Consider the following 25,374-nt stretch of genomic DNA (forward strand, 5'->3'; position numbering starts at 1 on the left):
CTTATTGCATATCGCGCTACTGCACCCAAGGCACCACCAAGTGCTACAAATAGAAAATTCATATCAACCTCTCTATTGTCATATATACTGAAATTTAAAAAGTATTCTCTGCCTTACTCTTAAGATAGCTATCAGCCTTTTTAAGCATCTCTTTTTTGTTATCATACTCTATGGTATTGATAGCATCTTCAAGTTTAAGAATCTTCAGAGCTTTGACCTCGTCTGGTCTTGTTATGCTCGGAGATGAGTCTTTATACTTAGCAAGGAAATAAACTACCTGCTTTGTCACTCCAGGTTTTTCTGAAAGCGTATACTGTTCGCTTGCTCTAAATTCAGTGTCTAACTCGACTTTCAGATTTGTTTCTTCCTTTATTTCACGAAGCGCAGTTTCTATTTCAGTCTCGCCTTCTTCCATATGTCCTTTTGGAAAGCTGTGAGATCCGCTCATCTCCTCAACTAAAAGATATTTTATTACTCCACCGTCTATAGTGTATACTATTGCCCCGCAAGATTTTTCAAACTTATCATTGAATTCTTTTTTACCCAGTTCCATGTAAATATAAAGAGAAGGATCTTCTCCTAAAGCAATAACATACTCAGGCATTTCTTTCTGAATAAATCCCAACTTACGGTACAAATTTATTGCCTTGGCATTAGCTGGATGGGGATCAACCCACAGATTTTCAGCTCCTTGTTTAAAAGCTTCTTGAATAGAGTATAGTAGCGCCTGCGTTGCAATCCCTCGGCCCCTGGCAAATTCAAATAACTTAATATCCAAAGAAGCATTTTTAGTTTCCGAATCAATACGATATTGAGTCTCACCGCAGTATTTGCCATCTTCAAAAATTGAATAATGATTTTGCTTTGGTCTTGCAGATATGAATCTATCTAACCATTCTCGTACTGCTTCCCCTGTCTCATGCAATCCTCCTGGCCAGATATACTGCATGACGTCTTCATCTGCCCACAGGTTTTGTATATTCTTGATATCATCATATGTTGATTCTTTAATAGTTATCACTTAGTTCAGCCCCTAAATCTTTAGTTTGTCTTAGTCAGTTTTAACTGAAATCTAATCAGCGAAATGAATCACTTCTACAGATTATAATGTCCTAATTTTCTCCACAACTTTTTTAAACTCATCATATCTAATTTGCTCAGAAAAGGTTTCATACCCTTATTTTTTAATAGTTGAAACAAATAAAGAAAAGCCTTGTCATCAAGGCCTTTCCATTATAAAATCCATCTTTAGTTATCAGTTCTCGAATCGGCGAATTAACAAAAATATTGCGTCTTTGGGCTAACCTTCTAGGATGTCCAGTTCATCATCAATAGCTCTGGATACAAACTGGTTTATTGTGATTCCTTCATTGGCAGCATATAATGCAATTTTCTTGTGCTGTTCGGGTTTAATACGGACATTGAAGGAGCCTTTAAACTCACGCTCAGGCTCTTTACCAATCTTTTTGCAGTAATCCAGGTAATTATCTATACAGTCATGCATTGACTGGGAAAGCTCTTTTACCGATTCTCCATGAAAGTTCAGAGAATCATTGATTCCGAGAACATGACCGATAAAAATCTGATCTTCCTGGTCAAATTCTACCTTTGCATGATATCCGTTGTATTCCATCAGTGAACTTATCATTCTATCTCACCTACTTCCTTAAGAAATGCTATGACCATCTTTACATGATACCTGTACAGCTCATTGCCTGGGTGTGGACCGTCAAATTGAAGGATGCGCTTGGTTTCAACATGATAATAGCCTATTCCTGATCCTCTTCCGCCCTCGAACTTTTCGCAGCCACATTGCTTCATAAGTGCGTCCAGTTCTCTTATTGTAAAACTTGTCGGTGCGGGTTTGGACAGTATTTTTTCTAGTAATTTTGATTTCTTTGGCACAGTAATTCCTCTTGCAACTATTTTCTAGTTACAATATAACACTTTAGCCCTACCTCGTCAATTCCAACAGAGTAACAGCTAGCATTTCCTTATTTCATACATATCTTCATGTTTCAGATACAATACCTGATATGTCGGGATTATTAGTGTGTTCCATGGATCAGATATATATACTCCGCCTGTAGACGTTGCTGATTTCTTAAACTGGATCCATAGGTCATCTATCATATCTGACATGATGAAAAGTTTAAGATAAACTTTATCTGCTTCAGATTCGCCAATTTCGTAAAAACGCATCCCACCTACACAAGTAACATCTTCCAGAGTATATGACCGTAAATTTCTTTGCATTACAGGCCAGATGTTGTGTCCAAGGCAGGCTGCGCTGATAGCATCACTGGGCTCTTCGAAGCCCTGCATTATCCATGTGAAGCATATTGCGAGCAGTGTCATATCCGAATCACGGATACTGTCCACGTAATGTAAGGTGTTAACATCGTTTTCTGACAGTGAGAAAATGCCCTTGCCTATGATAGACATATATTTTGCGAATAAAAAGCAGTCAACCATATCATAAGAGTCATACTCTGCAGGCATAATACGGAAGAACTTCTTTATGCGCTCAAATGGGTTATATACTACATTCTGCTGATTAAACCACGTGAAGAAACCCGCTTGAAAACAATCATATGTTTCCGGGCGTCGATCAACATACATTTTCGATATTATAGGCGTTTTATCTGCTTCTTTAGAAAGAATAGGTGAATAAAGATAACTTATATTTGAAGTGTACACTTTCCCATATTTTTCAAAAGATCTATTGATCACATCTGTATCATAAAAGTCATTTGGATTAGTCCTGCAACAAGGAAGGGGTAATAAATAAGCATTAAATCCTGTCCCTTTCTCATACGGACTGCATCTGATTCCTTCAGCGTGATAGAAATTATGTTCAAAAACAAATCTCCCATCCGTCCCTGTTCCCGGGTGGAAAGGGCAGGTCTTTACATAATGGAACTGATGGATTATGCTATGATATCCATCTTTCAGGCATTTGGGGCATATTCGCATATGATATGTACCAAAATAAGATCTTGCAGTGTTATAATCCATATGCGCAAAGATTTCCATTTTGTCTATATACCACTGGGGCAAAATTTTATTAAGGCACTCGATTGTTTCTAAACTGTTTCTGCAATGTCCATCCATCTGAAATCCTTCTATATATTTCTTCTCGTTGGTCGCTTCAGCTCCAAGCATTTTGAGCGCATGTTTACTTGAACATATGTTGACCCTGCAAAAGTTTGCAAGAATGCTGAATATGGATTCATAAGGTCTCACCCATTTTTTATCCCATCTGTATTTTCTGGAAAAAAGTAAATCCTCTTTATTTAGTGTATTCATCATCTGATTCACCATAGCCCGAAAGCGCTACACAACTTTCAAGTTCCTTTCTCGTAGGGAATGCAATTGGACTGCTTCCCAGTTTTCCATGCTTATTGAGGCAGATCACCAGTGAATCTATGAAATATTTCATGGGAATATCTTCTGCCGCAATCCTCTTTTGGATCCTTACACTCTGAAATGCTTCCCAGAAGTCATTGCTGATATCAAAAAAGGTCTTACCATCTGCGTAAGGAAAATAAAAATCCACAAGTCCATCCGATAATATTTCATAGTCTGTCATGCAAACATGAAGTTTATCTACCGAAGCCATGCAGAACTGGAGCTCTTTGGGATCCTGTATACCAAAGAACTGGCTTTCATTGATCATGAAACGTCCAACTATCTGATCTTTGCCCTGAAGTTTAAAGGAATGCTTAAGATCCTTAAGTTCCCTTGTTCCGTACATGAACACAGATAACTGGATATCTTTTCCGCTAAGATTGTTATATAAATCCATAAGCCAGTAAAAATCCTTTTCCCTTAGTTTCCATGCTTCATCAATGAACATGACTGCTTTCTTAAAGGGGGTCTCGTGAGCACGTAATATAAGTTCATTAAGAACTCGTTCTTTTAGTATTAGTGCGGTACTGTATCTGGGACATTCATAGCCCATAGCCATAAGTATCGAGGCATAGAAGTTTCTCTCAGTTTCGGGGTGGTCAGTCACATTCCATATAATGACCATTTCACGGCTCCCATATTGATTTCTTATGGATTCAGCTACATAGTTCATGCACACCGTCTTGCCTATCCTGGCTCTTCCATAAGTAATACTCCCACAAGCTCCTATGCCGAGCCATGAATTGATTCTCCGTTCTTCATCAAGGATGCTCTTAGTCGGAAATACAAGCTTACGGGAAGTAAGATAGCGGATAGTCATCTGTGATATGAACTGTTCTGATATATTATTAGCTGATACAGCTTCTTTTGCAGAATACACGCATTAACCCTCCTTTCTGTTTTGGAACATCAACGTATAAAGGTCTTCCGGTGAAAGACCTTTAATATCTTCATATCTTAGTACAGCCCCAGTTTCCTGTTTTTTACGTACAGTCTCCAGGTTAAATGTATTATCACTTTGCTGTTCTGCTGCTATGCCCTTGCTAATCTCACGTCTGACTATATCTGCCCTGGTAGCGTTTCTCCGGCTTTTCTTTCCTTTGACATCAAGGCTTGATATATATGCATCTATCGGTGTATCAAATATTAGTTTTGATCTCCCACGCTCTCTGGCAAGCTTCAGGGCATTCTTTCTCGTCCTGACGGAATGTGATTTTGTACCGAATTCCCCACTTGCCTTAAGCGTGTCTATATATCTGCCATCCTGATCATATGCCTCAATACTGGAAATATCCCTGGGGTCATAAAGGATGGTCAGTGACTGTCCAAGGTAGAGTTCAGTGGCAGAGAGTATCTTGCTACGATACTCAGTACCCATAAACTGAATATATGCGTGTTTGCCATGTGCTGCCCTACCTCTGACAGTGCGTTTGTCCATCCTCATGTTCAGACGTTCTATGACTGATATGATCATATCTTCGTCAGCCACATATGGGTAAAGCCCTGCTTGAAACAGTTTGCAGCTCATGCACTCTAAGGGTGAAAGTCCATCTACCCCTTTATGGGGTGTGTTATTATACTCAGCTATGAGAACATCTATCAGTTCAGTCATCTGTTCATATGTGACATCATATTTTATTGCATTTTTTTCAGGGTTTTTTCTGACAGGATCTTTGGTATCTGACCCGGTTGTTGATGGCAGCATATGGAATCCTCTGGACTCTAGCGTTCCGAAAAATCTTTCAACAATTCCTCTTGTTTCGGGAGTTGCAACAGATCCATAGTTAACGCAGCAGCCAAGCTCATCTACAAGTTTTCCTACCGTGTATGCTGACATATGCGATTTTGCATTATCCAGCATTATTGAATCAAAGACTGCATATTTGAAATCAGAAAACGCGGTTGAATAGAAACCGCCATTAGATGGATACTGAAGTCCTTCGATGGTCAGATCCAGCAGAGTTTTCGGTATGATGGCATTTTTAATAGCATCCATGACATCATACTGGTCGTAATTAAATTCCTGAGAAAGGGAATATCCAAGGATACATCTTGTTGCTATATCTATCACGGCTATTAACCACGCCCTTGTAGCAACAACCTTGCTAACAGTGCCGTCTGTATTGGGTACATCAATTACATATTCGATATCTATGATGTGGCCGTCAATCTGTACTGTAGCAAAAGGAGCCACCGGATTGACTGTAAGCCTGTGCCCAATCCCTGTAGACGCAAGCTTCTGGGCAGTATTTTTATCAAATCTTCTGGCATTTAAAGAAATGTTATCAGCTTCAAGTTTATGGACGTAGGCACACATGCTGACATATCCACGGTTTTCTGTAGTAAATGGGTACTGCCACTCTGTGATGCCAAGATTGCGGCATTCTTTAAGAAATAACCTGTGAAGTGATGTTATGTTCATGTTCCTGACAAGCGTATATTTCCTGTCACCAAAATAACACCCTACTATGAACTCTTTCAATTGAGGATACTTCTCCAGAAGCTGATCAAACTCTCTGCCATGTCCTGATCTCGTTTCTCTAAAGGGTTTACTTCCTGTTAAAAGACCGTGATATCCAAGAATATTCCCTGTATCATTTGAAGAAAGACATCTTTCTATCAGCGATACCATTCTCGAACCGGGGATACCTGTCATTTCAGTAATCTTTTTTACAGATTCGCCATCTATGTACATATCTACAGCCTGCTTATTTAGCATATACCTACTTCTTTTAGATTCAGGGACAGTACTGATAAGCGGTTCAGTCCACATGCTCCTTGCCTGGCGGAGTTCTTCGATATTATATTTTTTATTAGCCAATGGAGATCACCTCCGTATCTGCAGAGATGCAGTCTGTATTCATATTGCTCAGTGTGACCAATCCTCTATAGTACAGATCTGAAATATAATCCAGCGCTCTGTACTTTTCTAGGCGCCCCATCTTTTCAAGTTCACCGATACATATATGCCTTTTTGCCTGGATAAAACTTAGGAAGATCCTGTCTGCATTTAATCCACAAGCTGTGAATCTTCTGGCCCTGGCTGCAAGAAGCGATATATTTCGGATATAGAAAGGTCCTATTTCAATATTCTTTTCGTTTCGGAATACAAAATTGACATCATTCTGTAAGCACCACGCCGACTGGCAGGCAACCTTCACATGATCCTTACTATCATCAGAACTGCAAAGATATGCAACACCTTGATATTCTTCTGTTCCGTCTTTATATTTTACCCATGCATTGAACAGAACCTTTGACTCCTTCCCTCCTATATAGACAGTAGTTTCCAAAGGATATTCACAGTACCACTCCACATCAGGATTCATCTCAAGAGTAAGAATATTCTCATATTCAAGGTTAGAAAATACTGCTACTCTTCTCCGAAGTTTTCTGCTGTGAAATACCCAATAGTTACTGCCATAGCTTGAACTTCTCAGCCTGAAAATAGGTTCCTCGTATCGATACATTTTTAGTGCACCTCCTATCGATAAAATTAAGTTTATATAACGATAATATTATCGGCATAATTATATCCTTGGCACTCATATTCGGCTTTTTACACTTTTATCTTTAAAATTACGGCTTTTTACAAAAATAGCTTAAATGGTACGGCTTTTTACGATTTTTAGCTTTAAAAATTTAACCTAAATGGAGAGTAATGTAAAATGTGAAAAAAAAGAAAGCCCATGGTTGTGAGCTTTCTCGTATATGTATATTTTACTGTTTTAGGTTAATCTGACAGCTATTTACCATTATTTCTTCGAATATTAGCTGTGTCCTGAACTGCTCCAGGCAGCCACTCTGCTTTAACATAATCAAGCGGAATGACTAATTCTTGGATTTTGTCATCCTTACCGGGTCTCTTAATATCGTCTGGTAAGTAATCCAACCCGACTTCCCTTAAGCTCATAACCGGATTAAGACTGTGGGTATATATTTGGTGCTGAAATTCTGAGCCGCTAATATTTTCTGTTAACATTTCCGTCCTCCTATAAAAAAGCCAGACACTGGTGGTGATCCGTCCACCATTGTCTGGCAATCCTTGCTATAACGTATATCGGTTTGGAATTGAAAAACATTAGCAATTGTAAATGTCAAATTTAAGCCTTGAAATCAGCATAGTTTCCATGCTCATTTAATCTTTCGGAACCTGTATTTTTACTGTAGGCTTCAAGCTTGTCAGCAAGTTCTTACGGAGAATCTGCATAGATTATCTCATAATCATCATTCTTATATTCGGAAAAATCGCTTTCTTCCCACACGCTCTTGCTGCGAAGTTCCTCAAATATATCATCGCGGTTCTTATCAGGATATGCAGCTTCGTGTCTCTCATGTATCCTTTCTTCGCGTCGCTTCTCTTCCAGCTTCTTTTCTCTGTGCTTTTCTGCCTTTTTTGCCTCAGCCTTCTTCTCTTTGGCTTTCAGGGCACGCTTTTTCTCCAGAACTTTGGAAGCCTCGGTATTGTTTTTGGCTACAGCTGCCATAAAAGAACCTGCCCCGTTATCAAGAGTATTGATACCAATTTTTCTTATTCCGGGGTTCTTCTGTGCTACAGCCTGAAGCTTCTGGCTGCCGTTCTGAGCCATTGCAATTATGCCTTCATATTTCTTACGGAAGCTCTCATCTGTTGCCATGCGCTCAAGCTTTTCATCGTCAATAAGTACGACCATCCTGTTCGGGCTGCCATAGCTTGCAGCATTTGCATGCGCAGCTGCTTTCATATCCTGGCTTACGAGCACAAAATCCATGTTCCCGAACTTCTTTTTAAGCTCACTATAGTATTTCTGGCCAGCCTCCGAAAGCTTTGGTTCACCTATGACCTTGCCATACCCCTCCATGTTGGTTATCTGAGGGATGGATGATTTTCCTGTGCTATTCTTTATCTGAAGTGCAGTCGCCTTCTCTGTGCTCCCTTCTGCTCCATCTGCTTTCCTGCCATAGCGGTCATACCCTTCTGCATTCGTGGGGCCATAGCTTTTGGTATACACCGCTGCGGAAGAATAGCTGGACTGCTCATACTTTACAGACAAAGATGAGTCAGCTTTTGCACTCTTTGATTTTGTATTAACTTCCAGTTTCTGGGATTTGTAACTTTCAGTCACGCTCTTTGACATGACATAATTAGATAAGCCGGATATATCACTCATAGATTCATCCTCCTTGATATAACAGAATGCCACTTGTGGCATTCTAGCGCCGAGCGCGGTTGCCATAGGCAACACATTCATCTCGCGCGAGTGCGCATCCATAGCGGAGCGTTTCGTTCAATTGCAAATTGAACGAAAAAGGGACTCCTTTCCCTATCTTTCTATATATCGGCATGGCTCAGGATAATCTTAACACCTGATGAAAATTATTCCTTCTTATCAATATTTGACGGAAGTATTGATGAGAGATAATCCGAATATCTTCCTGAGCTGTTATATGTGCCACCTGCCCTTGCTGCTGCATTTGTGATCGAATGGGCTTTATCATTCATCTTGGAGGCATAGGAATTGTGTCCTGTAAAGAGGTCTTTGAGTGTTCCGATATCCGCTTCCTTAAGCTTATCCTCATCAACCTCCAACTTGTTATCTGCGCCAACACTGATACCCACTTTTTCAAGCGTTTTTTCATATGCTGAAGTTGTCTTGGTCATCCAGGCGGCACTCCTTAACACGTCTTTGGTATTTGAATTGCCTGAACTCTCCACGGTTTTATTATATGAATCCACGAAGGATTTTACTGCCTTGGTAATGCTGTTCCAGTCATAATCCTGTGTCATGGTCTCCTCTCCGGTATCAGGATCCTTGGTCTTGATATCTTTTTTCTGCCAGAGAGAATCCTTCATGAGGCTTTCTGCTGATTTAGCAAGAGACCCGGCAGTACTTCCCATGGAAGTGAGCTTCTGCGAAGAATCTCGGCCTGATGCAGCGTTTTCAGCTTTCTGTTTTGCATAGTACGCCTTACAGAGCTTCTTATACGAGCCATTTTTGATCATGGCATAATCCGATATGCTGAACGCATCTGATGAACCGCTCCCTGATCCGCTATTTATATTAAGCCCTGCAAGAAATGAGCTGGCACTTTCGTTATACATGCTGTAATCCGTGCCATAATCATCATAATAGTTGCTGTTTGCATAATCCCTTATGGTTGACATGGTATGCGCCTCCTTTCACATAGCGGTATGTAATTACACTTTCAAATCAATCCTTTTGTAATGGGTAAGGAGTTTTTCCTCTTCAGTCATTCCAGAAGGATACTGGCCTTTTAACGGGTCAGCTTCAAGTTTTTCCAATTCTTCTGTGGCTTCCAGATTTTCTGCCGTTTCAAGATCCTGAACCGCTTCAGTCTCCTCCATAAGCTCTTCGGAAGCTTCTGCCAGGTCTTCTAGCTCTTCCATGGTCTCATCAAGCATATCTGCGAGCAATCCGTCATTCTTTTCAATGCCTGTTGCCTCTTCAATAAGTTCTTCGCGGCGTTCCTCAGGAGTCTTAGGCGCAGCTTTTTCTGCAGCTTCAGCAATCTTTTCACCCTGCTCCCACGCTTCGTCAAGCACATGGAAAGCCTGCTCGTGATTATATTCAGCCTTTGCAGCTGCTATCTGCTCGTTATAATCATCAAGCATAGCAAGCTTCCTCTGTATATCCTCGATGGATTCTGATTTTATGTTTTTTAAGTTATCTTTCTGCTTTTCTATAAAAGCAATCTTGTTATCCCGCTTTTCCTGTCTGTCCAGGCGATCTAGGGTACTCTTACTGGCCCCGATCCTGTTAAACAGTGTTAGTCCCTGCACGTTTATGTTCATAAGCACTCTCCAAGATTTTCTCCAGTTCCGCATATTGTTCCTTTGTAAGGACATAGGATTTCTTCTTTATGGGACTGGGCTCCAAAAATTCTCTGATGATTTCCAAAACCTTTCCCATCATGGCTCCGCTCCTTATTCCTGAACATCCTGCTCCTTTGATTTGTAATAGTCCTCAAACAGCTTGTTTGCTGCATCCAGGGTGTCATTACATATGGAAGGAAGATCTCTTCCCCAGGCCTTTGTTGCAAGCTTAAAACCTTTTTCCATGGCTTTCTGCATCTGCTTCATCTTATCCACATCATCTCCTGCCAGGGCTGATGCAAAGTCAAAAAGACGCTGCGATGTCTGCTTTACGCCGTAGTATCCATCCTCAGAAATGTCCTTCTGCGCCTGCGCTCTTGTAGCAGAATCCACCTTGAAATTGCCTCCGGCAAGATTCTTCCAGAAACTGTCATTATTCGCTTTTCCAAATGCACCGACCTGTCCCTGAAGAGTTTTCTGAACGATCTCAAGAAGTTTGTTCCTCTGGTCTTCTTCCGCCTGTTTCATCTGCTGTACGATGGCTGCCCTGTCTGCAGGTGACTTTTTGTTTATGCTGTAGATCCCGGCATCCTTTTCACCTGATTCACCGGAAGTTTTTTCATAAACAGCCGCTACTTCCTTGTTCTCATTCGCTACTTCCTGAACACTTTCATTTTTCTTATCCTTTTTCTTACTGTTTTCCGTGTTCATAACTGAATAATCAGTATTCTGAATGCTTCCTACTAATCCTGTACTCATAAAAAATACCTCCTTGTTTATTAACATCTGTTAATCATATGGTTAAAAAAATACGCTTTTTATGCTTCAACATCCACTGCACTGCCCACATCTGCCGTAGCAGTTTCACCGGTCATGACCGGCATATCCGATCCGCCAAGTGAAAGCATCACTCCGCTGTCTGACCCGGATGAAGACATTACCGCTTTACCCGCATTTTCCTTCTCCGACTGGAGCCTGTCAAAGAGAGCCTTAAGGTACTTAAGGTCTGCCTTCAGAATATCCCTTGCCTCGTCAGAACGGTGCTTTACCTTCAGCTGCTCAAGGTCCTCCGGAGTCATTGCCCCTGACAGGGCTTCTGCCATTTCATCAAGTTCCTCATCAAATTCGGCTGTTTCTTCTGCCATCTCTATCATTTCGTCTTCAGACAGTTCCAGCTTTTCCATAAGTGCTTCAAATTCTTCCTGTTCAAGTTCCTTTACTTCCTCCTGGGAAGCTGCTTCGTCCATTGAGTCCTGTGGTTCAGCTGGCATCTCTTCCTCGCACTTAATATTCCGCTCTGCTGTTTCCTCCATCTTCAGGTTCTTACGTTTCTTGTCACAAGCTCGCTGAACCATCTGTGCATGAAGGATAGCCCTCGCTATCTCTTCCTCGTCAACATCCCCGTTTTTCAGCTGTTTCTTTAGCATCCCGATCTTCATGCGGATGCTCATAGATACCTGGGCAGCCTTGGACGAAGTTTTTGCGCTGAGTACCTGAGATGATACCTGTTTGAAGCTGTAACATGCAGGTTTCTTTTTCTTACTACCTGAAGATGTCTTCCTTGGTCTTGACATGGAAATGGTGCCTACATGAATACCGCTGGCATCATACAGTTTCTTTATGTATCTCTCCGTATTCCCTCTTATCTCAAGTTCATATCCATACATAGCCATCGCCACCTTTGTATATCTTAATCCGTATCTATCTGAATCCGTTCGGATACGGGGTCCGTAATCGCCTACAGGACAGGCGCTAACGGTCCCCAGCTCCTTGCTTCTGCTTTGTATATGATCTCATTTTTTCTGATCATAGCCATTGGATTATCATGTTCCAGATATCCGTATCGTTATGATTTTCTATTGTGATGATCCCATCTGTTACAAGCGAAGGATCAAGAAATCCCCATCCTCCGCCACCGCCGATTCCCGGTATCTTATAGTATCCGCCCACACCAAAATAGAGTTCCTTCTTTTCTTTATTAACTGAAGGATACTGCTTTTTTAATTCTCTTCCATCTATGTAGATGTGCTCATCATCAAAATGTGTTACAACAGATGAATCAGTGTCTAAAATGACAGTTTCCATCTTATCAACACTGAATACACTTGATATTTCCATAGGATTTGTTCTTGCATAGGAAACCTGTTTTATCCCTGCTATCATGATGAAAACCATAACCAGCATGGCTGACAGTCCGATATATATTGTCCCTTTCCTTACAGGTTTGTGTTCTGTGATCCTGAATAATCTCTTTCTAAGAGCCCTGTAGCTGTCATCCCATGCAAAGGACATACTGCTTACTGTACCGGATCTCTTCCCGGACAGAGACAGTTTCCTGGCATTATCAAGCAGGATTTGTCCGTAATCTGCCTGGTCTATTCCGAGTCTCTGTATTGTTACTGCATCGCAGACCTCCTCAAGGTCACGCTTTAGAAATCTCTCACATATGTGCAGCAGGATATTGGGCCATAGAAGAACTCTTATGATTTCCCAGCCAGCCTCTATCCAGAGATGTCCCGTCTTTATATGAGTTTCCTCATGCCGTACGATAACTTCTGCCTGATCATCCGTGATATTCTCAGGGACAACAATGACCGGGTAAAAGCAGCCGGTGCAGAATGATGAAATTTCCGCCGGAAACATTTTTATAGGACTGGATCCCCTGACCTTTCCATAATCATCCAGGGTGTTAAGATACCCATGCAGTTTCTTTCTTCTTCGGATCAGATATACCGCTAAAATTATTCCGCCTGCGATATAGATCAGGCATAATGCCTGAAACTTCGAGCATATGTAATACCACCAGTAAAAAAGCCTGACGCCTACCCTGTTTTCAAAATAAAGGTGAAGCTTCCCACAAAATAAACAAGGAACCACAAGCATCCACAGTGCCGCTTTCCCATATACATACTTTGAAAAAAGCGTACCTCTAAGAAGCATTATGATTCCTAAAGCCCAGATAGAAATGACCATACAGAACCCAAGTATGGTCGCATAATATACACATACAAATCTTAAAAACTGATATAGATCATAAAAGAAAGCTGTAAACATTCCGTGTTTCCCTCCGCTCATCCATGAGCCTTGAATAATCTATTTTCTTTTTGCTTTCCTGACTATCTCCTCAAGAGCATCTATCTGCTCATTAGTCAGCTTTCCGTCTTCCAGAAATGCAAAGGCTGCTCCGAGCCTGTTACCTTCAAAATAGCTGTCTATAAACTCCCTGCTCTTTTCACGCCTGAGTTCATCCCTTCCTTTAGTGGCTGTGTAGTGATACACCCTGCTGTCATTGGTATCCACAGTGTAAGATAAAAGCCCCTTTTTGCAGAGCCTGTTTATCAGAACCCTTACCATTCTCTGTGTCATGCTTGATGTTTTGGGGAGTCTGTCTGTGATCTCTGCAGATGTAAGGTCATGTCCGCAGCTCCAAAGTGTCTCCATGATCAGCCATTCACTTTCGCTAGGAAGCATCTCTTCTCTTCCCATATGCTATCCTCCCATCGTTTTATGTGGAACCTGCACGTAGATAGTATGTTCAGTGATAATAAGAGTGCAGGAAATAGTTATAGTATTCCTTACACTCTTATTATCGGATAACATAAGTTAATTGTTAACCCTTGTTATTAAATTTTTATCAAAAATTTATGCCTTCACATCGACACTGTGCCCGCCGGCATCTGAAACCGATACTGAAATCTCAGATGAGGTCGGTGGAGTGATCTTCTCGTCGATATGAGGGACCTTTGTAGCATGGTTCGATTCAGAAATGACTTTTGTCTTTGCTCCGCCGACAACAACGGTCTTGACGTTTGTGTCCCCCACAGATACTGTATCTGTACCTTCTTCTACGGCATTTTCTCTTGCATTTTCCAGTCTGATCTCGTTCTCTGCTGCTCTTTGGGCACTCTTTTCCTGGAGCGCCGCTGCCTGCTTCTTACGTTCAGCACGCTTGGCTTCTCTCTGAGCTTCGAGCTTCTCATTCCTTTTCTGCTCTTCGGCATCAGCCTTGGCCGCTTCCTTCATATCTTTGTTCATCTCGGACATCTGGGTCATCTGCTTGTTCGCAATGTCGTCGACCTTCTTTTCTGTTTCAGCAAGTTCTTCCTTCTTTGCCGTGGTATCCGCCCCGGATGCTTCATCTCTTTTTATCTCAGAATCCAGGACTCCTGCTTTTCCCTTAAGCTCTTTCCTGACACTCTGCTGCAACTGGATCTGTTTCATTGTGTTACCCGCAGATATAAGTGACTGCGTCATCACATTTGTTATAGCCATCTTAGTACCTCCTTGTTTCTGACAATAACATAAGTCAGATTCAAATCTGACATTAAACACAATATGGTTTCTTATAATCTGCTTCGGAATACTATAGCTTTATAATAATAAAGATTATGTGAATGGCCCTTTTTCCTTTGTGAACGGACTTATCTTACTATTAACCTTTGCTAAGAAGGCATTATCATCATTACCGTAGTCCTCACTTCACCCTTATTCTGACTAATTTCCAGTGTGCCGAAGTATTTTTCTGCAACCTTTTTAACATTTCTTAGACCATAACCATGCCCCTGCTCCTTGTCTGATTTAGGGAGCCCTGTTACATCATCTATGCTCAACACACCATCAAAACTGTTCTTAACCTCAATAAAATAAATCTGATCTTTCATCGCGGACGATACAATTATCTTTTTTCTTTCACTTTTCTGTGCAGCTTCAAAAGCGTTAGTTATCATATTTCCAAGCACAACGCTTATATCATAAGTGGATATATTTCCATTATTTGGAAACACAAATTTGCTTTGGAATTCCATGCCGCTATCCAATGCATCTTTTTGTTTTTCCGATATGATCACATCCGTAACAGGATTACCTGTTTTTACTGAAAGATTGCTGTCATCAAAGTCTTTCCTCATATCTTCCAGATATTCTTTGGCAACCTTTCCGTTTCCACTTGCTACGAGATCCTCCAATACCATGATGTGATTATTAATGTCATGCTTTATGCTTCTTATTCCCTGATATAGTCCCTCTACTTTATCAACATGATCCTTCATATCTTTTATCTGTCCTGCGAGCACTGCTCTCTGAAGCCTGTCTTCCTCAGATTCCTTTATCCATCCATATGACATTACACCAGTTACGATCGCGGCAAATGACAGTATCTGATATGCAGACACAAGCCCCCGGTACCATGTATGTTCATTCCATAAATAAAAAGAAGTATCCATCTCATAAACGCTTGTCAAAAACTGGATAACCCAATATCCCGACACTATCGACAGATATGGGGAAAGAAGTAAAAACAGCTCCTTTCCGCTCATGATTTCCATTTTATTTTTATAGACTCTGTGTAAAAGTCTTATCATTAAATAGAGAACTGTGTTTTCAAACACTACGAATAAGACTTCCATAAATATGAATGCAACAAACTGTAATCCATCTCGCTCAGCTGGGATTTTTCCAACAGTCAGCATCCATATCTGATTCCATGGTTCATTTATTATTCCCGATGCTATCCACAGTATCAGATATGCACTAACTGCCAAGAATATCTTCTGCAACTTGTTGTATCTATCTGTAATCACACACAACAAAAAGGTGATAAGAACCCCTATTCCATATGCGGCGCTGCTACTGATTTCATAAGGCATGATTAACAGCACTATCATTGACAATAAGAACGATGCCATCACCACATGCTGATTTCGCTTTTCACGTAAAAACGGTTTCACAAATGTTCCGACCAATATAGCATTAACCAAGAGATTTATTATCCTGAATGCCAAATTGACAATATCCCAATATTTTTCCATATCCATAATCAGAAAAGCCCCTCTCTTCTGTTATAATCAAGTATTTTCTTTACCAGCTTTGGATAATTCTGTTTTGAAACAAGTGCCTGCCCCTTCTTCAGGTAAACATTTGTGGCATCATATTTTTTCACAAACTTCAGATGCACAAGATATGCCCTGTGAGTCCTGAAAAAATCCTCACCTGCCAGTTTTTCAAGCTCCGTTAGTCTTCCATAATACTCAATGTCTGAATCTGTGGTATGGACTATGACCTTGGAATTAAAAACCTCGGCATAAATAACATCGCTTAGGCATATACGAATATGGGATCCTCCTGAATTGACCATGACATACTTCTTTTCAGGCTGCCTTTTTTCTTTTGTAATCAATTCTTTAGCCTTGTTAAGCACCTCTTCCAGCTTCTGATCTGAGAACGGCTTTACAAGATAATGAAAAGCCTGTACGTCAAAAGAATCAAAGACATACTGTTCTTCTCCGGTTATGAAAATGATCACAGTTTTATCGGCTCTTTCACGGAGCGCTTTTGCCACTTCCATCCCTGATATCCCCGGCATCTTTATATCAAGAAGGAGAATGTCCGGTACTTCGCTCGCTTTGAGAAGCTCCTCCCCACTTGAAAAAGTATCTATTGGATCTTCCGGAAATGCAGCCCCGACTTTCCTCAGAAGTATCTCCCTTACTTTTTCTTCATCATCACATATAGCTATTCTCATAATGGTCTAATCCACCTCTGTTATCATACGAATAAACTTTTATTAAACCGATCGGATACGTATGCCGTAATCGCCCAAAGTACGTGCGATAACGGCATACAGCTCCACTTTTATTGTAGGCCGGGTCTTGGATTTTTTATATGATACATATGTGAAACGACCTTTTTTGAGTGTGAAATGTCAGTGGCGTATTTATCCTCAGTGTTTTATTCCTCTGCATTTTCTATAAAATAAAAGACCAGACTGGAATACTCCAACCCGGTCATAGTTATATTATCATTCCTTATAGTTTTTATGTATAAAGACAGGTATCACTGTTCCAGTTGTCTTGTCGCGTCTTTCAACTTTAAGAACAGTAGTTTGACCGCACTTGGTGGCATCATGACTTCACCATGCGCATGGGTATGCATGTAGATTTTTTCAGCAACAAGAGGCAAAACATCATAAAGATATCTGTACTTGTCGCTGCCTCCGAGCTTTATGCAGAGGTCCGCATCAACGATCATTTCTTTTATCATGCTCATTCCTCCATAATGCTGTCTAATTCTTCATCAGAAGGAAATGCGTTTATGCTCTGCTTTGCAATACCTATATCTTCTGGTTTCAATCCACAGATAGACAACTGATATTCCAATTTCTCATAAGTAATAAGGCCTTGTTCATATGCGGTAACCGACAGTTCCGCAAGGTTATCAATATAGATTCTGTTATCCAAGTTCGGGACAACAATGGCATATCTCTTTCTATACTGATCAACCTCAGACTCGGAAACAGACAATAAAGCATCCATTTTCTTTTCATCGATTACTGAAATCTCGTAAAGTCTCTTTGCCATAGCCCTATATGGCACTACAAACAACTGCGCTAACTGTAGAACTTCTTTTATATCAAAAGTTCTTGTTCCATATGTGTTAATTTCCTGTCGGAGCATACCTTCATCCATCAGAAATTCCGCAGCAAATCTATTTGCCTTCTTCTCATTAGATTCCTTGCCGTCTTCGTTAAGTAAATCTGATGGTAAAATGTCGGGTTTCTGTTCATACCAGATATGATACAGCTCATGAGCAGCTGCAAAGACCTGGCAGTCAACCGGAATCGAGGTATTAATCGCAACAAAGGGTTTTTCTAAAGAAGCATCATCCCTACATCCGCTTATCCTTGTAAATCCCCATGGTGCCGCTTCCCCAAGCGGATAATATATTACCCTGGCATAAATGCTTAGTATAGAGAAAATCTGGGTCCCGATAACATCCCCTGTTTTTCTGCATATACCAAGTTTTTCCCAGGCTTGTTTTTTTACTTCTTCTATTTCAAAATCATTCAAAGATTTACGCATGGAGTAATTCCTCCAACATATGAATCTCATCAATAGCTGATCTCATCAGTTCTATTTTTTCTAACGTCTCATCGTCCGTTACTGATCCCATGAAACTCATACTATCTGCAGACACTGGCTCTCCTGTTACAGTAAGTAGCTCATCTGTTGTAGTTCCAATTATTGACGCTATCTTTGCAAGTTCATTTACATTGATAGCCTTGCTGCCCTTAATTATTTTATTCATAACCTGCTTGGAAATACCGAGTGCATCCGCAAGATTCTGCTGAGTCATACCCCTGCTTTCTATTTTGCTCAATATATTAGCGCCAACTTGTGCAAAATCCATTGCATACATAATGTTTCCTCCATTTCAATCTATAAATTAAACCATTCTTACAACTTAAGAATATAATAAAACAGGCATCTGGTCAACAATATGTTTACCAGGTACCTGCTATCGTTTTCTAATTATTGACGATATGAGTAACATCACCATATCCTGATTTCTGCAGCAACCGATTCATTCCATCAAGGACTTCTTCTTTCGAAAAATCATGCTCCGTCAGGAACCCTTCCTCTTTTTCAGACAAGTATTGATAGAACAACGCCGCAGCAGCAACGCTTTGCTTATCAGAATAATCAATACTTTCCAGTAAGAGATTTTCAGCTCTATTAATCTCTCCGCAATCTATCATACCAAGCAGCTCATTCAGTTTTCTCCCGGAAACTTCATATCCGTTATTGCGCTCCATCTCAACAGCAACATACTTTTTCCCAAGCATCAGCGAAAACAGAACTCTTGCCATTTCCTTGATGATTCGAATGATGTAGTCTTTTTCATCGTCAAATGTCATAATGCACCTCCGCTCTTAAACGATAATGCATTATTTCCTGTGCCTGGACGAAATGGCGGCCAGGGTTCTTAGCACAACAAAGGATATGATAAAGATAATTCCAAAGAAAGCAATCGACAGCTGAAATTCATTTCTTACAGAATATCTAAGTGCAATTAAGAAAAACGGTACTGTAAACACCAATGAAGTAACCGCACTGACAAGGAGATTCCTGCTTATGACATCAGATTCCTTTTTTGTGCCATTCCATGCTCCTGCTTCTGAATATCTGTATAATCAGCTACCGTTTTCAAGGTTTCTTTTAGTTCTTTATCCATCTCGCTTTTCCTTTCTCCATTAAGGAGCTCCTTAATGTCAATATCATAGTAATCAGCGAGTTCTATCATGATTGCAAGATCTGGCATATTTGATCCGGTCTCCCATCTTGACACAGTTCTCCCCGACACTCATATTGAAACAGCACAGTTTCTTGGTGGATACAATAGTGAAGATAAAGCAATCTGCTATGGACTCACCAATGGAGTGGCAAAATACATTGTACAGTTCGATACATCCCTTAGTCTTGAGGAAAACATCCTTGATCAGTTCTATTCTATTGGCGGATATTTCTCTGAGGAACAGATAAGGACCACTGTCACCAGTGAAAAACAGAGTCCGGCTTTATATAACTCCATCATATCTGCAGTAGCAACCGGACACACAAAAAACGGAGAGATTGCTTCATGTGTAGGTGCAGATGATGTGACCTATCCTCTTAAGGTCCTTACCAATGCAGAAATCCTTGAAAAGAGGATGTCAAAAAAACCTTATTACGTGCTTAATGATAGCATGCTCGAATTCTGGTTTCGATATGTAAACAGAGCAACAAGCTTAATAAACGCAGACAACGGCCAGGCATATTATTACTCAAATGTAAAAGATCATCTTCATGACTTTATGGGGAAAATATTTGAAAAAATGGCAAAAGAATACCTCATGCTCAATGCCGGCAATAATGGGCTCCCTATCTTGACTGAAATTACTGATTATCAGGATTCTGTTTTAGACGAAGAACGAAAACCTAAACAGATAGAAATAGATCTTCTTGGCAAAAATGGAAAAGACATTCTCCTTGTTGGTGAATGCAAATTTAAGAACTCCCAGTTTGACAAGTCTGATTTTAAAAATCTGATGGATAAGATAAAGTACCTTCCGGTCACAAATCCTCTGGTATGCATATTTTCTCTTGGCGGATTTTCTGATTATGTAAAAAACAACAAAGGAGATTGTTTGCTTATCGGAATCGATGATATGTATTGATATTTGCAAAAAACAGCCAAGCAAATGCTTAGGCTGTTTTATTCATGAATATTTTGATAGTCGTTGCAAGATGCTGATGATGAACATTGGTAGCATTAAATTTTACTGAGGCAAAAGCTATCTGCATAATAGGGCCTGTTGCAAAGGCACAGATAAGTGTTCCTATTCCTACAGGTCCTCCCAATAGCCATCCGATAAAAGTTGCAAGACTAAGAAGTGTAATGCTTACAATTCCAATAGGAATTTTCTTTGCACGTTTTGCAAGTGCAACAAGGAGTGTATCTCTGGGACCACAGCCAAGAGAAGCACTCATATACGTGTACTGGGTATACGCCATGATTACCAGTCCAATGATCATTACAGGTATACCGGTCCACAGGGAATCGCATTTATGTACGACATTCAATTTATTAAAAAGATCCACTGCCTTGCCTACAACAAAGGCATCTATAAACATGGCAATACCAATGGGTTCCTTAAGCGCGATGTCTATTCCAAGAATCGCATAAGAAACAGCGACTGATGCTGTTCCGTATAATATCCCCAATGTATTTGACAATCCAAGATTAAGTACATCCCAGGGACCGGCACCGATATTTGCCTGAATTGTGAGATATACACCGAAACCGTTAACAAATAAACTTATAGCTGCCAGAAACATATTTGCAACTATAGCTCTGGTCGTTCTATTTTCTTTTACTACAAAATTTCTAAACATTAATCAACACTACCTATCTAATTAAAAATTGCTACTAAAATAATTACGTCTAAGACTTTATTGACTACTTTCTCTATGTGAGTTTTCATACTAAGAATTTCCAATTCCTCCCAATCAAAACTTCGCACCTGTCAGTTAACGGTAACCGCAACTTTCTTTGCAAGGCCATTTTTGGCATATACATATACAGTGCAGGTTCCGGGATTAATTGCTGTTACTGTTCCTTTATTATCGACAGTTGCAACGTTTGGATTGTCTGACCTGTATCGAAGTTTGGCTGCATATTTTTCAGGAAGAGCCTTTCTCTTTCCTTTTTCCATCTTTACAGATGCCTTGATCGCTGCGCTGTTGCCTTTTCCCAGAGTTATGCTTTTTGTGGAAAGCTTCACTTCTTTAGGGTTCTTATATTTTGTACTGTCCTTTCCGGCAAAAAACGCAGTCACTGTCTCGCCAACGAGATTGTTATTGCTGTCATAGCCTTTTATATAAAGCTTTATGTTCTTTGTGAAATCAATCTTTTTGCTGTTTATCTTTTTGATTGTCACAGAATTGGAATTTACAACCTTTGCGGGCTTCTTCGTAAATTTTTTTCCATAATAGGTTATATATACTTCATATTTTGATATTCCTTCAGTCTTATCCCAGGAAAGATTAATTTTCCCCTTTTTCTGGGCCATCTTAATGCCTGAGTTAAAACTAGCAGTTTTCGGCTGATTTTCAGAGTCATTTTCAAAGTTATTTTCAATGATGCTTTCAGCAATATATGTGTAGGTGAAGGTTTTATCTGATGTGATCACCATATCTTTTTTCGGTGTCACATCCCAGCTTCCGGCCATATAGCCCTGCCCGGGGTTGTCACCAACCTTGGGGATCTGGCGGTTAGCCAGCTTTAACACATCACTCGGAGATCCTGAGAGCGTTACTAGCTTATCTTCCGTTGTGCCGTCAGTCCAGGAGCCATTTACAACCCTAATATTCCACAACTGACTGTATCCATTTTCCGACAATCTGTGTCAGTTTCATGCGCTGTCCGATAAAGCTGTGATTGCTGGCGATTTTTTCATACATGATTTTTCCGCCGGCTTCTTCAAGCTTGTCTGCCAAAGGTTTCAGCATCTTATCCGGTGGAGCAATCGTGTCATAGGACGCTTCCACAAACAGAACATTTTTGGTTAATAAGTCTTCATATCTGTTGAGGACGCTCAGCTCCTGCTGATAAATTAAGGCATTTTCGAATACTTCACTGGCTGATTGCATTTTAAGGCACTGCCCCTCTGTCTCTATCATTAGGAACAGATCCTTTTCCATCTTGTACCTAAACGCCGCGCCAATATCGTATGCAGCCATAGCGGCAATTCCTTTTATAAAGGGTAAATCCTTAGCTGCATTAAGCACGGTCTGGCCACCCATACTGTGTCCCACCAAGAAAATATTGTTAACATCAATATTGTACTGATCCGCAATTGCAGCATTGTGGGCCCATTTCGCTACTGCCACCAAATCATCCTTCAGATTAGTAAAAAGATAATTTCCTTCACTTCCCCAGGCGCCTCTGTGATTCATATGAATTACAACACATCCCATTCTCATAAGGGCCAGTTCAAGATCATTGTTGGTGGTATATCCCGGAAAACCGTGGGACGTAATGACGGTTGGATAGGGACCTTTAATTCTCTTGTCCGGTGAAAGAAGATATCCATACAGGTGAACGCCACCGCTTACAATGTTAAGTTCTATTATGTCCGGAAAATACTGCGGATCATCTATATCATATTCTACAAAAGCCTTCTTGTAATCCATACTGATCACCTCCCCAAAATTCCTTTTCCCAAAACAGTTTTATTTTGTCTTTACATCAATTATTTTGGAAACTGTCCACCATCTCCTGAAGCTCCACATATCTATCCATTTTTCTCTCTATTTCAGCATCAACCTCTTCTTTTTCCTTGCTAAGAGCAATAAGTTTTGGATAATCGGTTGCTGCTTCTGCAATCTGTGACTCCAGCTCAGCGCTCTTTTCTTCGAGTGCTTCTATCTCAGACTCGATATTATCGTACTCGCGCTGTTCCTTAAACGAGAGCTTGGTCTTCTCGCGCGGAGCGCGGTACTTACCCTTGGGGGCTTTGTCTTCTGCTGTGGCAGCTTTGGGGCCAGAGTTAACCTCCGTCGCACCGGCAGCTTCCTTTTTATGAACAAGAAAATCTGAGTAACCGCCCTCGCTCTGATACAGGCTTCCGTCCTTTTCAAAGGCAAAAATCCTTGTAACCACGCGGTCGAGGAAATATCTGTCGTGGCTTACGGTGATGATGATTCCTGCAAAGCTGTCCAGATAGTCCTCCAGAATTCTAAGGGTCTGGATGTCCAGGTCGTTGGTGGGCTCATCCAATATGATGACGTTTGGTTGCTCCATAAGGACCTTAAGGAGGTATAGTCTCCTCTTTTCACCGCCGGAAAGCTTGGAAATCGGAGCATACTGCATCTCCGGATTAAACAGGAATCTGTCGCACATAACAGATGCTGAAGTCAGACCGTCAGTGGTTCTTATGAACTCCGCGGTATCTCGTATGTAGTCGATAACTCTTTTGCTTTCATCAAGGGCTTCGTTTTCCTGTCCAAAGTAGCCTATTTTGATGGTCTGCCCTATTTCCACAGAGCCGGAATCAGGGGTTACGGTTCCCACGATGCACTTAAGGAGCGTGGATTTTCCGCAGCCGTTAGGGCCAATAATTCCTATTCTGTCCAGCTTACCGAATATATAGGAAAAGTCTCTGAAAAGAGTTTTTCCTTCATAGGCCTTTGAAATACTATCAACGATGATGGTTTTATTGCCCATTCTTGTGGGAAGTGAGGAAAGCTCCACCTGCCTCTCCTCTTCCGGGCGCTGTCTGTCACGGAGCTCCTCAAATCTCTGAATGTGGGCCTTCTGCTTGGTTGAACGTGCCCTTGCACCTCTTAGCATCCACGCGAGGTCTTTTCTGTAGAGACTTGCTGCCTTTCTCTCAGCAGCCTGCTCGTAGTCAAGTCTTTGCTGTTTTAATTCAAGAAAACCCGAATAATTGGATTCATAGCGATATACGCTGCCCTTATCAATTTCCAGAATCTGATTGGTCACTTCATCAAGGAAATATCTGTCATGGGTGATCATAAGGAGCGCACCTCTGAAATGCTGAAGGAAATCCTCAAGCCACTCGATCATGTCAGAATCGAGATGGTTGGTGGGTTCATCCAAAATCAGAAGATCTGAAGGCGTCATGATCGCTGCAACAAGGGCCGCTCTCTTCTTCTGCCCTCCTGATAAGATAGACGGATTGCACTCCGGGTCATCAATCCCAAATTTGGAAAGAGTTGCTTTTATCTCGCCCATTTTATCCCAGTGATCACCTCCGGCATAAATGGTTCCTGCTATGTTTTCCAAAAGAGTTTTGTCCATATCAAAAACAGGGTTCTGTGGCAGGTATGATATGCGAAGACCATTGCTTACTATGACCTGTCCGCTATCGGGAGTGGTCACGCCTGCAACTATGGAAAGAAGGGTGGATTTACCTGTTCCGTTGGTACCTACCACGCCGATCTTGTCCGTATCGCTTATTCCCACAGAAACCCCACTAAGTACAGGCTTTGACATATATGATTTTGAAACGTTTTCTATATTTAATATATTCATGGCATTTAAAAATAAGTTTTTATCTCAATATTTCATCAACAGTTGAAACTGTACTAAAACTACCCTTGTTCCTTGAAATGATCTCCTTCATTTTTTGCAGTTCAAAGTAGCTCACATAGCAGATAAGAGTTTTGTTCTCTCCTGCTATCATTCCGTAGGAATTCATAAGAGTACAGGTCTTGTTGAGTTTCTTAGCCAAAAGATCTTCTCCTTTTCCCTAAACCGGATTGTATTATTAACGCTGTCAAATATGTAGATTACGGTCTGAGCCGGAATTCAAATATATACGTTTAAAGTTTAGCATATTTCCGCGGATGATGACTTGTTTTGAATAGTAATTTTTGATAAATTCATTAACGGGGTGAGAACAGGAATGTTCTCAAATTTTAATTATATTTAGGGGTGAATGTATGAAAAAAAGTTTTAAAAAGGCCATTATTATGATAATGGCAGTATTTATGATGCTCTCAAGTGTCAGAATGCACACTTTGGCTGGTCAAGGCGTTGCCGGAAATGAATATGACCTTTCATCCTGTGCAAAATGGTTTGAGCCGGATTACGTGGATTTTTGGGGTGATCTTGCGAAAAATACGCATCTTACCGTTGAGACCTGCGATGATTATGCAGCTAAAACTCCTGAGTATCACGAATATGTTTTCCGTATTCAAAATGGTATAGCATCCTCAGAGGATCAGAAGGAGGAGCCTAAGGAAAAGCCAAAGCAGGAGCCTGTTCACGGCACTGTTAAATATGAAAAGTAAGAATCCGTACCTACA

General features: G+C 40.7%; 31 protein-coding genes. 2 read left to right on the forward strand and 29 right to left on the reverse strand.

Translation table 11 applies throughout. The features are described from left to right. Window positions 1-94 precede the first annotated feature (94 nt). From G608_RS22385 to G608_RS20540, 24 genes are all read right to left on the reverse strand, one after another. Window positions 95-1,021: a GNAT family N-acetyltransferase gene (locus tag G608_RS22385; protein ID WP_013282472.1), complete on the reverse strand. Its 927-nt coding sequence runs from the start codon at window positions 1,019-1,021 to the stop codon at window positions 95-97. A gap of 279 nt (window positions 1,022-1,300) precedes the next feature. After that, complete coding sequence (locus G608_RS0108510) at window positions 1,301-1,648, reverse strand: type II toxin-antitoxin system HicB family antitoxin (protein ID WP_022766333.1); 348 nt, start codon at window positions 1,646-1,648, stop codon at window positions 1,301-1,303. Further along, window positions 1,645-1,905, reverse strand: a complete 261-nt coding sequence (locus G608_RS0108515; protein ID WP_013282470.1) for a type II toxin-antitoxin system HicA family toxin — start codon at window positions 1,903-1,905, stop codon at window positions 1,645-1,647. The genes G608_RS0108510 and G608_RS0108515 overlap by 4 nt, the downstream gene beginning before the upstream one ends. 78 nt (window positions 1,906-1,983) lie before the next feature. Next, the gene (locus G608_RS0108520; protein WP_155833252.1) at window positions 1,984-3,312 is read right to left on the reverse strand and encodes a hypothetical protein; all 1,329 of its coding nucleotides are present in this window, start codon (window positions 3,310-3,312) and stop codon (window positions 1,984-1,986) included. Beyond that, window positions 3,293-4,291, reverse strand: coding sequence for an ATP-binding protein (locus G608_RS0108525; protein WP_026495676.1), 999 nt, complete (start codon window positions 4,289-4,291; stop codon window positions 3,293-3,295). The genes G608_RS0108520 and G608_RS0108525 overlap by 20 nt, the downstream gene beginning before the upstream one ends. Before the next feature lie 3 nt (window positions 4,292-4,294). Then, on the reverse strand, window positions 4,295-6,232 hold the full coding sequence (locus G608_RS0108530) for a Mu transposase C-terminal domain-containing protein (RefSeq protein WP_026495677.1): 1,938 nt from the start codon (window positions 6,230-6,232) through the stop codon (window positions 4,295-4,297). Then, window positions 6,225-6,881, reverse strand: coding sequence for a hypothetical protein (locus G608_RS22390; RefSeq protein WP_022766337.1), 657 nt, complete (start codon window positions 6,879-6,881; stop codon window positions 6,225-6,227). The genes G608_RS0108530 and G608_RS22390 overlap by 8 nt, the downstream gene beginning before the upstream one ends. Before the next feature lie 275 nt (window positions 6,882-7,156). Further along, the gene (locus tag G608_RS0108540) at window positions 7,157-7,393 is read right to left on the reverse strand and encodes a hypothetical protein (RefSeq protein WP_026495678.1); all 237 of its coding nucleotides are present in this window, start codon (window positions 7,391-7,393) and stop codon (window positions 7,157-7,159) included. A 211-nt stretch (window positions 7,394-7,604) separates the two neighbouring features. After that, window positions 7,605-8,561, reverse strand: a complete 957-nt coding sequence (locus G608_RS20520; protein ID WP_051209045.1) for a DUF6033 family protein — start codon at window positions 8,559-8,561, stop codon at window positions 7,605-7,607. A 206-nt stretch (window positions 8,562-8,767) separates the two neighbouring features. Continuing rightward, window positions 8,768-9,556 (reverse strand): hypothetical protein, encoded by a 789-nt coding sequence (locus G608_RS23580; protein WP_026495679.1) that lies wholly within the window; start codon window positions 9,554-9,556, stop codon window positions 8,768-8,770. Between the two features lie 33 nt (window positions 9,557-9,589). Continuing rightward, window positions 9,590-10,204, reverse strand: a complete 615-nt coding sequence (locus G608_RS20530; protein WP_196810164.1) for a hypothetical protein — start codon at window positions 10,202-10,204, stop codon at window positions 9,590-9,592. After that, on the reverse strand, window positions 10,170-10,325 hold the full coding sequence (locus G608_RS23210; protein WP_155833253.1) for a hypothetical protein: 156 nt from the start codon (window positions 10,323-10,325) through the stop codon (window positions 10,170-10,172). The genes G608_RS20530 and G608_RS23210 overlap by 35 nt, the downstream gene beginning before the upstream one ends. A gap of 11 nt (window positions 10,326-10,336) precedes the next feature. Continuing rightward, complete coding sequence (locus tag G608_RS0108565; RefSeq protein ID WP_026495680.1) at window positions 10,337-10,984, reverse strand: hypothetical protein; 648 nt, start codon at window positions 10,982-10,984, stop codon at window positions 10,337-10,339. 59 nt (window positions 10,985-11,043) lie between these two features. After that, window positions 11,044-11,892: a hypothetical protein gene (locus G608_RS0108570; RefSeq protein WP_026495681.1), complete on the reverse strand. Its 849-nt coding sequence runs from the start codon at window positions 11,890-11,892 to the stop codon at window positions 11,044-11,046. 139 nt (window positions 11,893-12,031) lie between these two features. Further along, window positions 12,032-13,300 (reverse strand): M56 family metallopeptidase, encoded by a 1,269-nt coding sequence (locus G608_RS0108575; protein ID WP_081677366.1) that lies wholly within the window; start codon window positions 13,298-13,300, stop codon window positions 12,032-12,034. A gap of 18 nt (window positions 13,301-13,318) precedes the next feature. Further along, window positions 13,319-13,711, reverse strand: coding sequence for a BlaI/MecI/CopY family transcriptional regulator (locus tag G608_RS0108580; RefSeq protein ID WP_026495683.1), 393 nt, complete (start codon window positions 13,709-13,711; stop codon window positions 13,319-13,321). 156 nt (window positions 13,712-13,867) lie between these two features. Next, the gene (locus G608_RS0108585) at window positions 13,868-14,497 is read right to left on the reverse strand and encodes a hypothetical protein (protein WP_026495684.1); all 630 of its coding nucleotides are present in this window, start codon (window positions 14,495-14,497) and stop codon (window positions 13,868-13,870) included. 170 nt (window positions 14,498-14,667) lie between these two features. Beyond that, window positions 14,668-16,038, reverse strand: a complete 1,371-nt coding sequence (locus G608_RS0108590) for a sensor histidine kinase (RefSeq protein WP_026495685.1) — start codon at window positions 16,036-16,038, stop codon at window positions 14,668-14,670. Between the two features lie 2 nt (window positions 16,039-16,040). After that, entirely contained in the window at window positions 16,041-16,745 is a 705-nt protein-coding gene (locus G608_RS0108595; protein WP_026495686.1) for a LytR/AlgR family response regulator transcription factor, read from the reverse strand. Window positions 16,746-17,056: 311 nt separating this feature from the next. Further along, window positions 17,057-17,263 (reverse strand): hypothetical protein, encoded by a 207-nt coding sequence (locus G608_RS0108600; RefSeq protein ID WP_026495687.1) that lies wholly within the window; start codon window positions 17,261-17,263, stop codon window positions 17,057-17,059. A 2-nt stretch (window positions 17,264-17,265) separates the two neighbouring features. After that, window positions 17,266-18,069 (reverse strand): ImmA/IrrE family metallo-endopeptidase, encoded by an 804-nt coding sequence (locus G608_RS0108605; RefSeq protein ID WP_196810165.1) that lies wholly within the window; start codon window positions 18,067-18,069, stop codon window positions 17,266-17,268. A gap of 4 nt (window positions 18,070-18,073) precedes the next feature. Beyond that, on the reverse strand, window positions 18,074-18,418 hold the full coding sequence (locus tag G608_RS22395; protein ID WP_051209047.1) for a helix-turn-helix domain-containing protein: 345 nt from the start codon (window positions 18,416-18,418) through the stop codon (window positions 18,074-18,076). 109 nt (window positions 18,419-18,527) lie between these two features. Then, complete coding sequence (locus tag G608_RS0108615; protein ID WP_026495689.1) at window positions 18,528-18,917, reverse strand: DUF6483 family protein; 390 nt, start codon at window positions 18,915-18,917, stop codon at window positions 18,528-18,530. Between the two features lie 215 nt (window positions 18,918-19,132). Then, window positions 19,133-19,321 (reverse strand): hypothetical protein, encoded by a 189-nt coding sequence (locus tag G608_RS20540; RefSeq protein WP_026495690.1) that lies wholly within the window; start codon window positions 19,319-19,321, stop codon window positions 19,133-19,135. On the opposite strand from G608_RS20540, the gene G608_RS24275 reads away from it, so the two are divergent. Then, window positions 19,302-20,216, forward strand: a complete 915-nt coding sequence (locus G608_RS24275) for an ATP-binding protein (protein WP_026495691.1) — start codon at window positions 19,302-19,304, stop codon at window positions 20,214-20,216. The two genes, G608_RS20540 and G608_RS24275, sit on opposite strands and share 20 nt — an antisense overlap. 28 nt (window positions 20,217-20,244) lie before the next feature. Here the strand turns inward: G608_RS24275 and G608_RS0108630 are convergent, their stop codons facing one another. The 5 genes from G608_RS0108630 to G608_RS0108650 all read right to left on the reverse strand — a co-directional run bounded on the left by G608_RS0108630 (window position 20,245) and on the right by G608_RS0108650 (window position 24,797). Beyond that, a complete protein-coding gene (locus G608_RS0108630) occupies window positions 20,245-20,934 on the reverse strand; it encodes a YczE/YyaS/YitT family protein (RefSeq protein WP_026495692.1) in 690 nt (229 codons plus the stop codon). Between the two features lie 131 nt (window positions 20,935-21,065). Beyond that, complete coding sequence (locus G608_RS0108635; RefSeq protein WP_026495693.1) at window positions 21,066-21,917, reverse strand: Ig-like domain-containing protein; 852 nt, start codon at window positions 21,915-21,917, stop codon at window positions 21,066-21,068. Beyond that, a complete protein-coding gene (locus tag G608_RS0108640) occupies window positions 21,904-22,734 on the reverse strand; it encodes an alpha/beta hydrolase family protein (RefSeq protein WP_026495694.1) in 831 nt (276 codons plus the stop codon). The genes G608_RS0108635 and G608_RS0108640 overlap by 14 nt, the downstream gene beginning before the upstream one ends. 55 nt (window positions 22,735-22,789) lie before the next feature. After that, the gene (locus G608_RS0108645; protein WP_026495695.1) at window positions 22,790-24,598 is read right to left on the reverse strand and encodes an ABC-F family ATP-binding cassette domain-containing protein; all 1,809 of its coding nucleotides are present in this window, start codon (window positions 24,596-24,598) and stop codon (window positions 22,790-22,792) included. Window positions 24,599-24,617: 19 nt separating this feature from the next. Beyond that, entirely contained in the window at window positions 24,618-24,797 is a 180-nt protein-coding gene (locus G608_RS0108650) for a DUF2179 domain-containing protein (RefSeq protein ID WP_026495696.1), read from the reverse strand. 211 nt (window positions 24,798-25,008) lie between these two features. Here G608_RS0108650 and G608_RS0108655 point away from each other — a divergent pair, with 211 nt between their 5' ends. Next, the gene (locus G608_RS0108655) at window positions 25,009-25,359 is read left to right on the forward strand and encodes a hypothetical protein (RefSeq protein ID WP_026495697.1); all 351 of its coding nucleotides are present in this window, start codon (window positions 25,009-25,011) and stop codon (window positions 25,357-25,359) included. Window positions 25,360-25,374: the final 15 nt, after the last annotated feature.

Origin of the sequence: Butyrivibrio sp. WCD3002 (assembly GCF_000424265.1) — a bacterium.
Classification (GTDB): Bacteria; Bacillota; Clostridia; order Lachnospirales; family Lachnospiraceae; genus Butyrivibrio.

What these genes read in the sequence shown, in the direction of transcription:
- G608_RS0108590 (WP_026495685.1), bottom strand. Translation starts at nt 16,038, where the DNA reads ATGGATATGGAAAAATATTGGGATATTGTCAATTTGGCATTCAGGATA.
- G608_RS22390 (WP_022766337.1), bottom strand. Translation starts at nt 6,881, where the DNA reads ATGTATCGATACGAGGAACCTATTTTCAGGCTGAGAAGTTCAAGCTAT.
- G608_RS0108510 (WP_022766333.1), bottom strand. Translation starts at nt 1,648, where the DNA reads ATGATAAGTTCACTGATGGAATACAACGGATATCATGCAAAGGTAGAA.
- G608_RS0108520 (WP_155833252.1), bottom strand. Translation starts at nt 3,312, where the DNA reads ATGATGAATACACTAAATAAAGAGGATTTACTTTTTTCCAGAAAATAC.
- G608_RS0108570 (WP_026495681.1), bottom strand. Translation starts at nt 11,892, where the DNA reads ATGTATGGATATGAACTTGAGATAAGAGGGAATACGGAGAGATACATA.
- G608_RS0108615 (WP_026495689.1), bottom strand. Translation starts at nt 18,917, where the DNA reads ATGACATTTGACGATGAAAAAGACTACATCATTCGAATCATCAAGGAA.
- G608_RS0108585 (WP_026495684.1), bottom strand. Translation starts at nt 14,497, where the DNA reads ATGGCTATAACAAATGTGATGACGCAGTCACTTATATCTGCGGGTAAC.
- G608_RS20530 (WP_196810164.1), bottom strand. Translation starts at nt 10,204, where the DNA reads ATGAACATAAACGTGCAGGGACTAACACTGTTTAACAGGATCGGGGCC.
- G608_RS20520 (WP_051209045.1), bottom strand. Translation starts at nt 8,561, where the DNA reads ATGAGTGATATATCCGGCTTATCTAATTATGTCATGTCAAAGAGCGTG.
- G608_RS23580 (WP_026495679.1), bottom strand. Translation starts at nt 9,556, where the DNA reads ATGTCAACCATAAGGGATTATGCAAACAGCAACTATTATGATGATTAT.
- G608_RS0108595 (WP_026495686.1), bottom strand. Translation starts at nt 16,745, where the DNA reads ATGAGAATAGCTATATGTGATGATGAAGAAAAAGTAAGGGAGATACTT.
- G608_RS0108645 (WP_026495695.1), bottom strand. Translation starts at nt 24,598, where the DNA reads ATGAATATATTAAATATAGAAAACGTTTCAAAATCATATATGTCAAAG.
- G608_RS0108655 (WP_026495697.1), top strand. Translation starts at nt 25,009, where the DNA reads ATGAAAAAAAGTTTTAAAAAGGCCATTATTATGATAATGGCAGTATTT.
- G608_RS0108575 (WP_081677366.1), bottom strand. Translation starts at nt 13,300, where the DNA reads ATGAGCGGAGGGAAACACGGAATGTTTACAGCTTTCTTTTATGATCTA.
- G608_RS0108540 (WP_026495678.1), bottom strand. Translation starts at nt 7,393, where the DNA reads ATGTTAACAGAAAATATTAGCGGCTCAGAATTTCAGCACCAAATATAT.
- G608_RS24275 (WP_026495691.1), top strand. Translation starts at nt 19,302, where the DNA reads ATGATTGCAAGATCTGGCATATTTGATCCGGTCTCCCATCTTGACACA.
- G608_RS0108630 (WP_026495692.1), bottom strand. Translation starts at nt 20,934, where the DNA reads ATGTTTAGAAATTTTGTAGTAAAAGAAAATAGAACGACCAGAGCTATA.
- G608_RS20540 (WP_026495690.1), bottom strand. Translation starts at nt 19,321, where the DNA reads ATGCCAGATCTTGCAATCATGATAGAACTCGCTGATTACTATGATATT.
- G608_RS0108640 (WP_026495694.1), bottom strand. Translation starts at nt 22,734, where the DNA reads ATGGATTACAAGAAGGCTTTTGTAGAATATGATATAGATGATCCGCAG.
- G608_RS22395 (WP_051209047.1), bottom strand. Translation starts at nt 18,418, where the DNA reads ATGTATGCAATGGATTTTGCACAAGTTGGCGCTAATATATTGAGCAAA.
- G608_RS0108565 (WP_026495680.1), bottom strand. Translation starts at nt 10,984, where the DNA reads ATGAGTACAGGATTAGTAGGAAGCATTCAGAATACTGATTATTCAGTT.
- G608_RS0108600 (WP_026495687.1), bottom strand. Translation starts at nt 17,263, where the DNA reads ATGATAAAAGAAATGATCGTTGATGCGGACCTCTGCATAAAGCTCGGA.
- G608_RS0108580 (WP_026495683.1), bottom strand. Translation starts at nt 13,711, where the DNA reads ATGGGAAGAGAAGAGATGCTTCCTAGCGAAAGTGAATGGCTGATCATG.
- G608_RS23210 (WP_155833253.1), bottom strand. Translation starts at nt 10,325, where the DNA reads ATGATGGGAAAGGTTTTGGAAATCATCAGAGAATTTTTGGAGCCCAGT.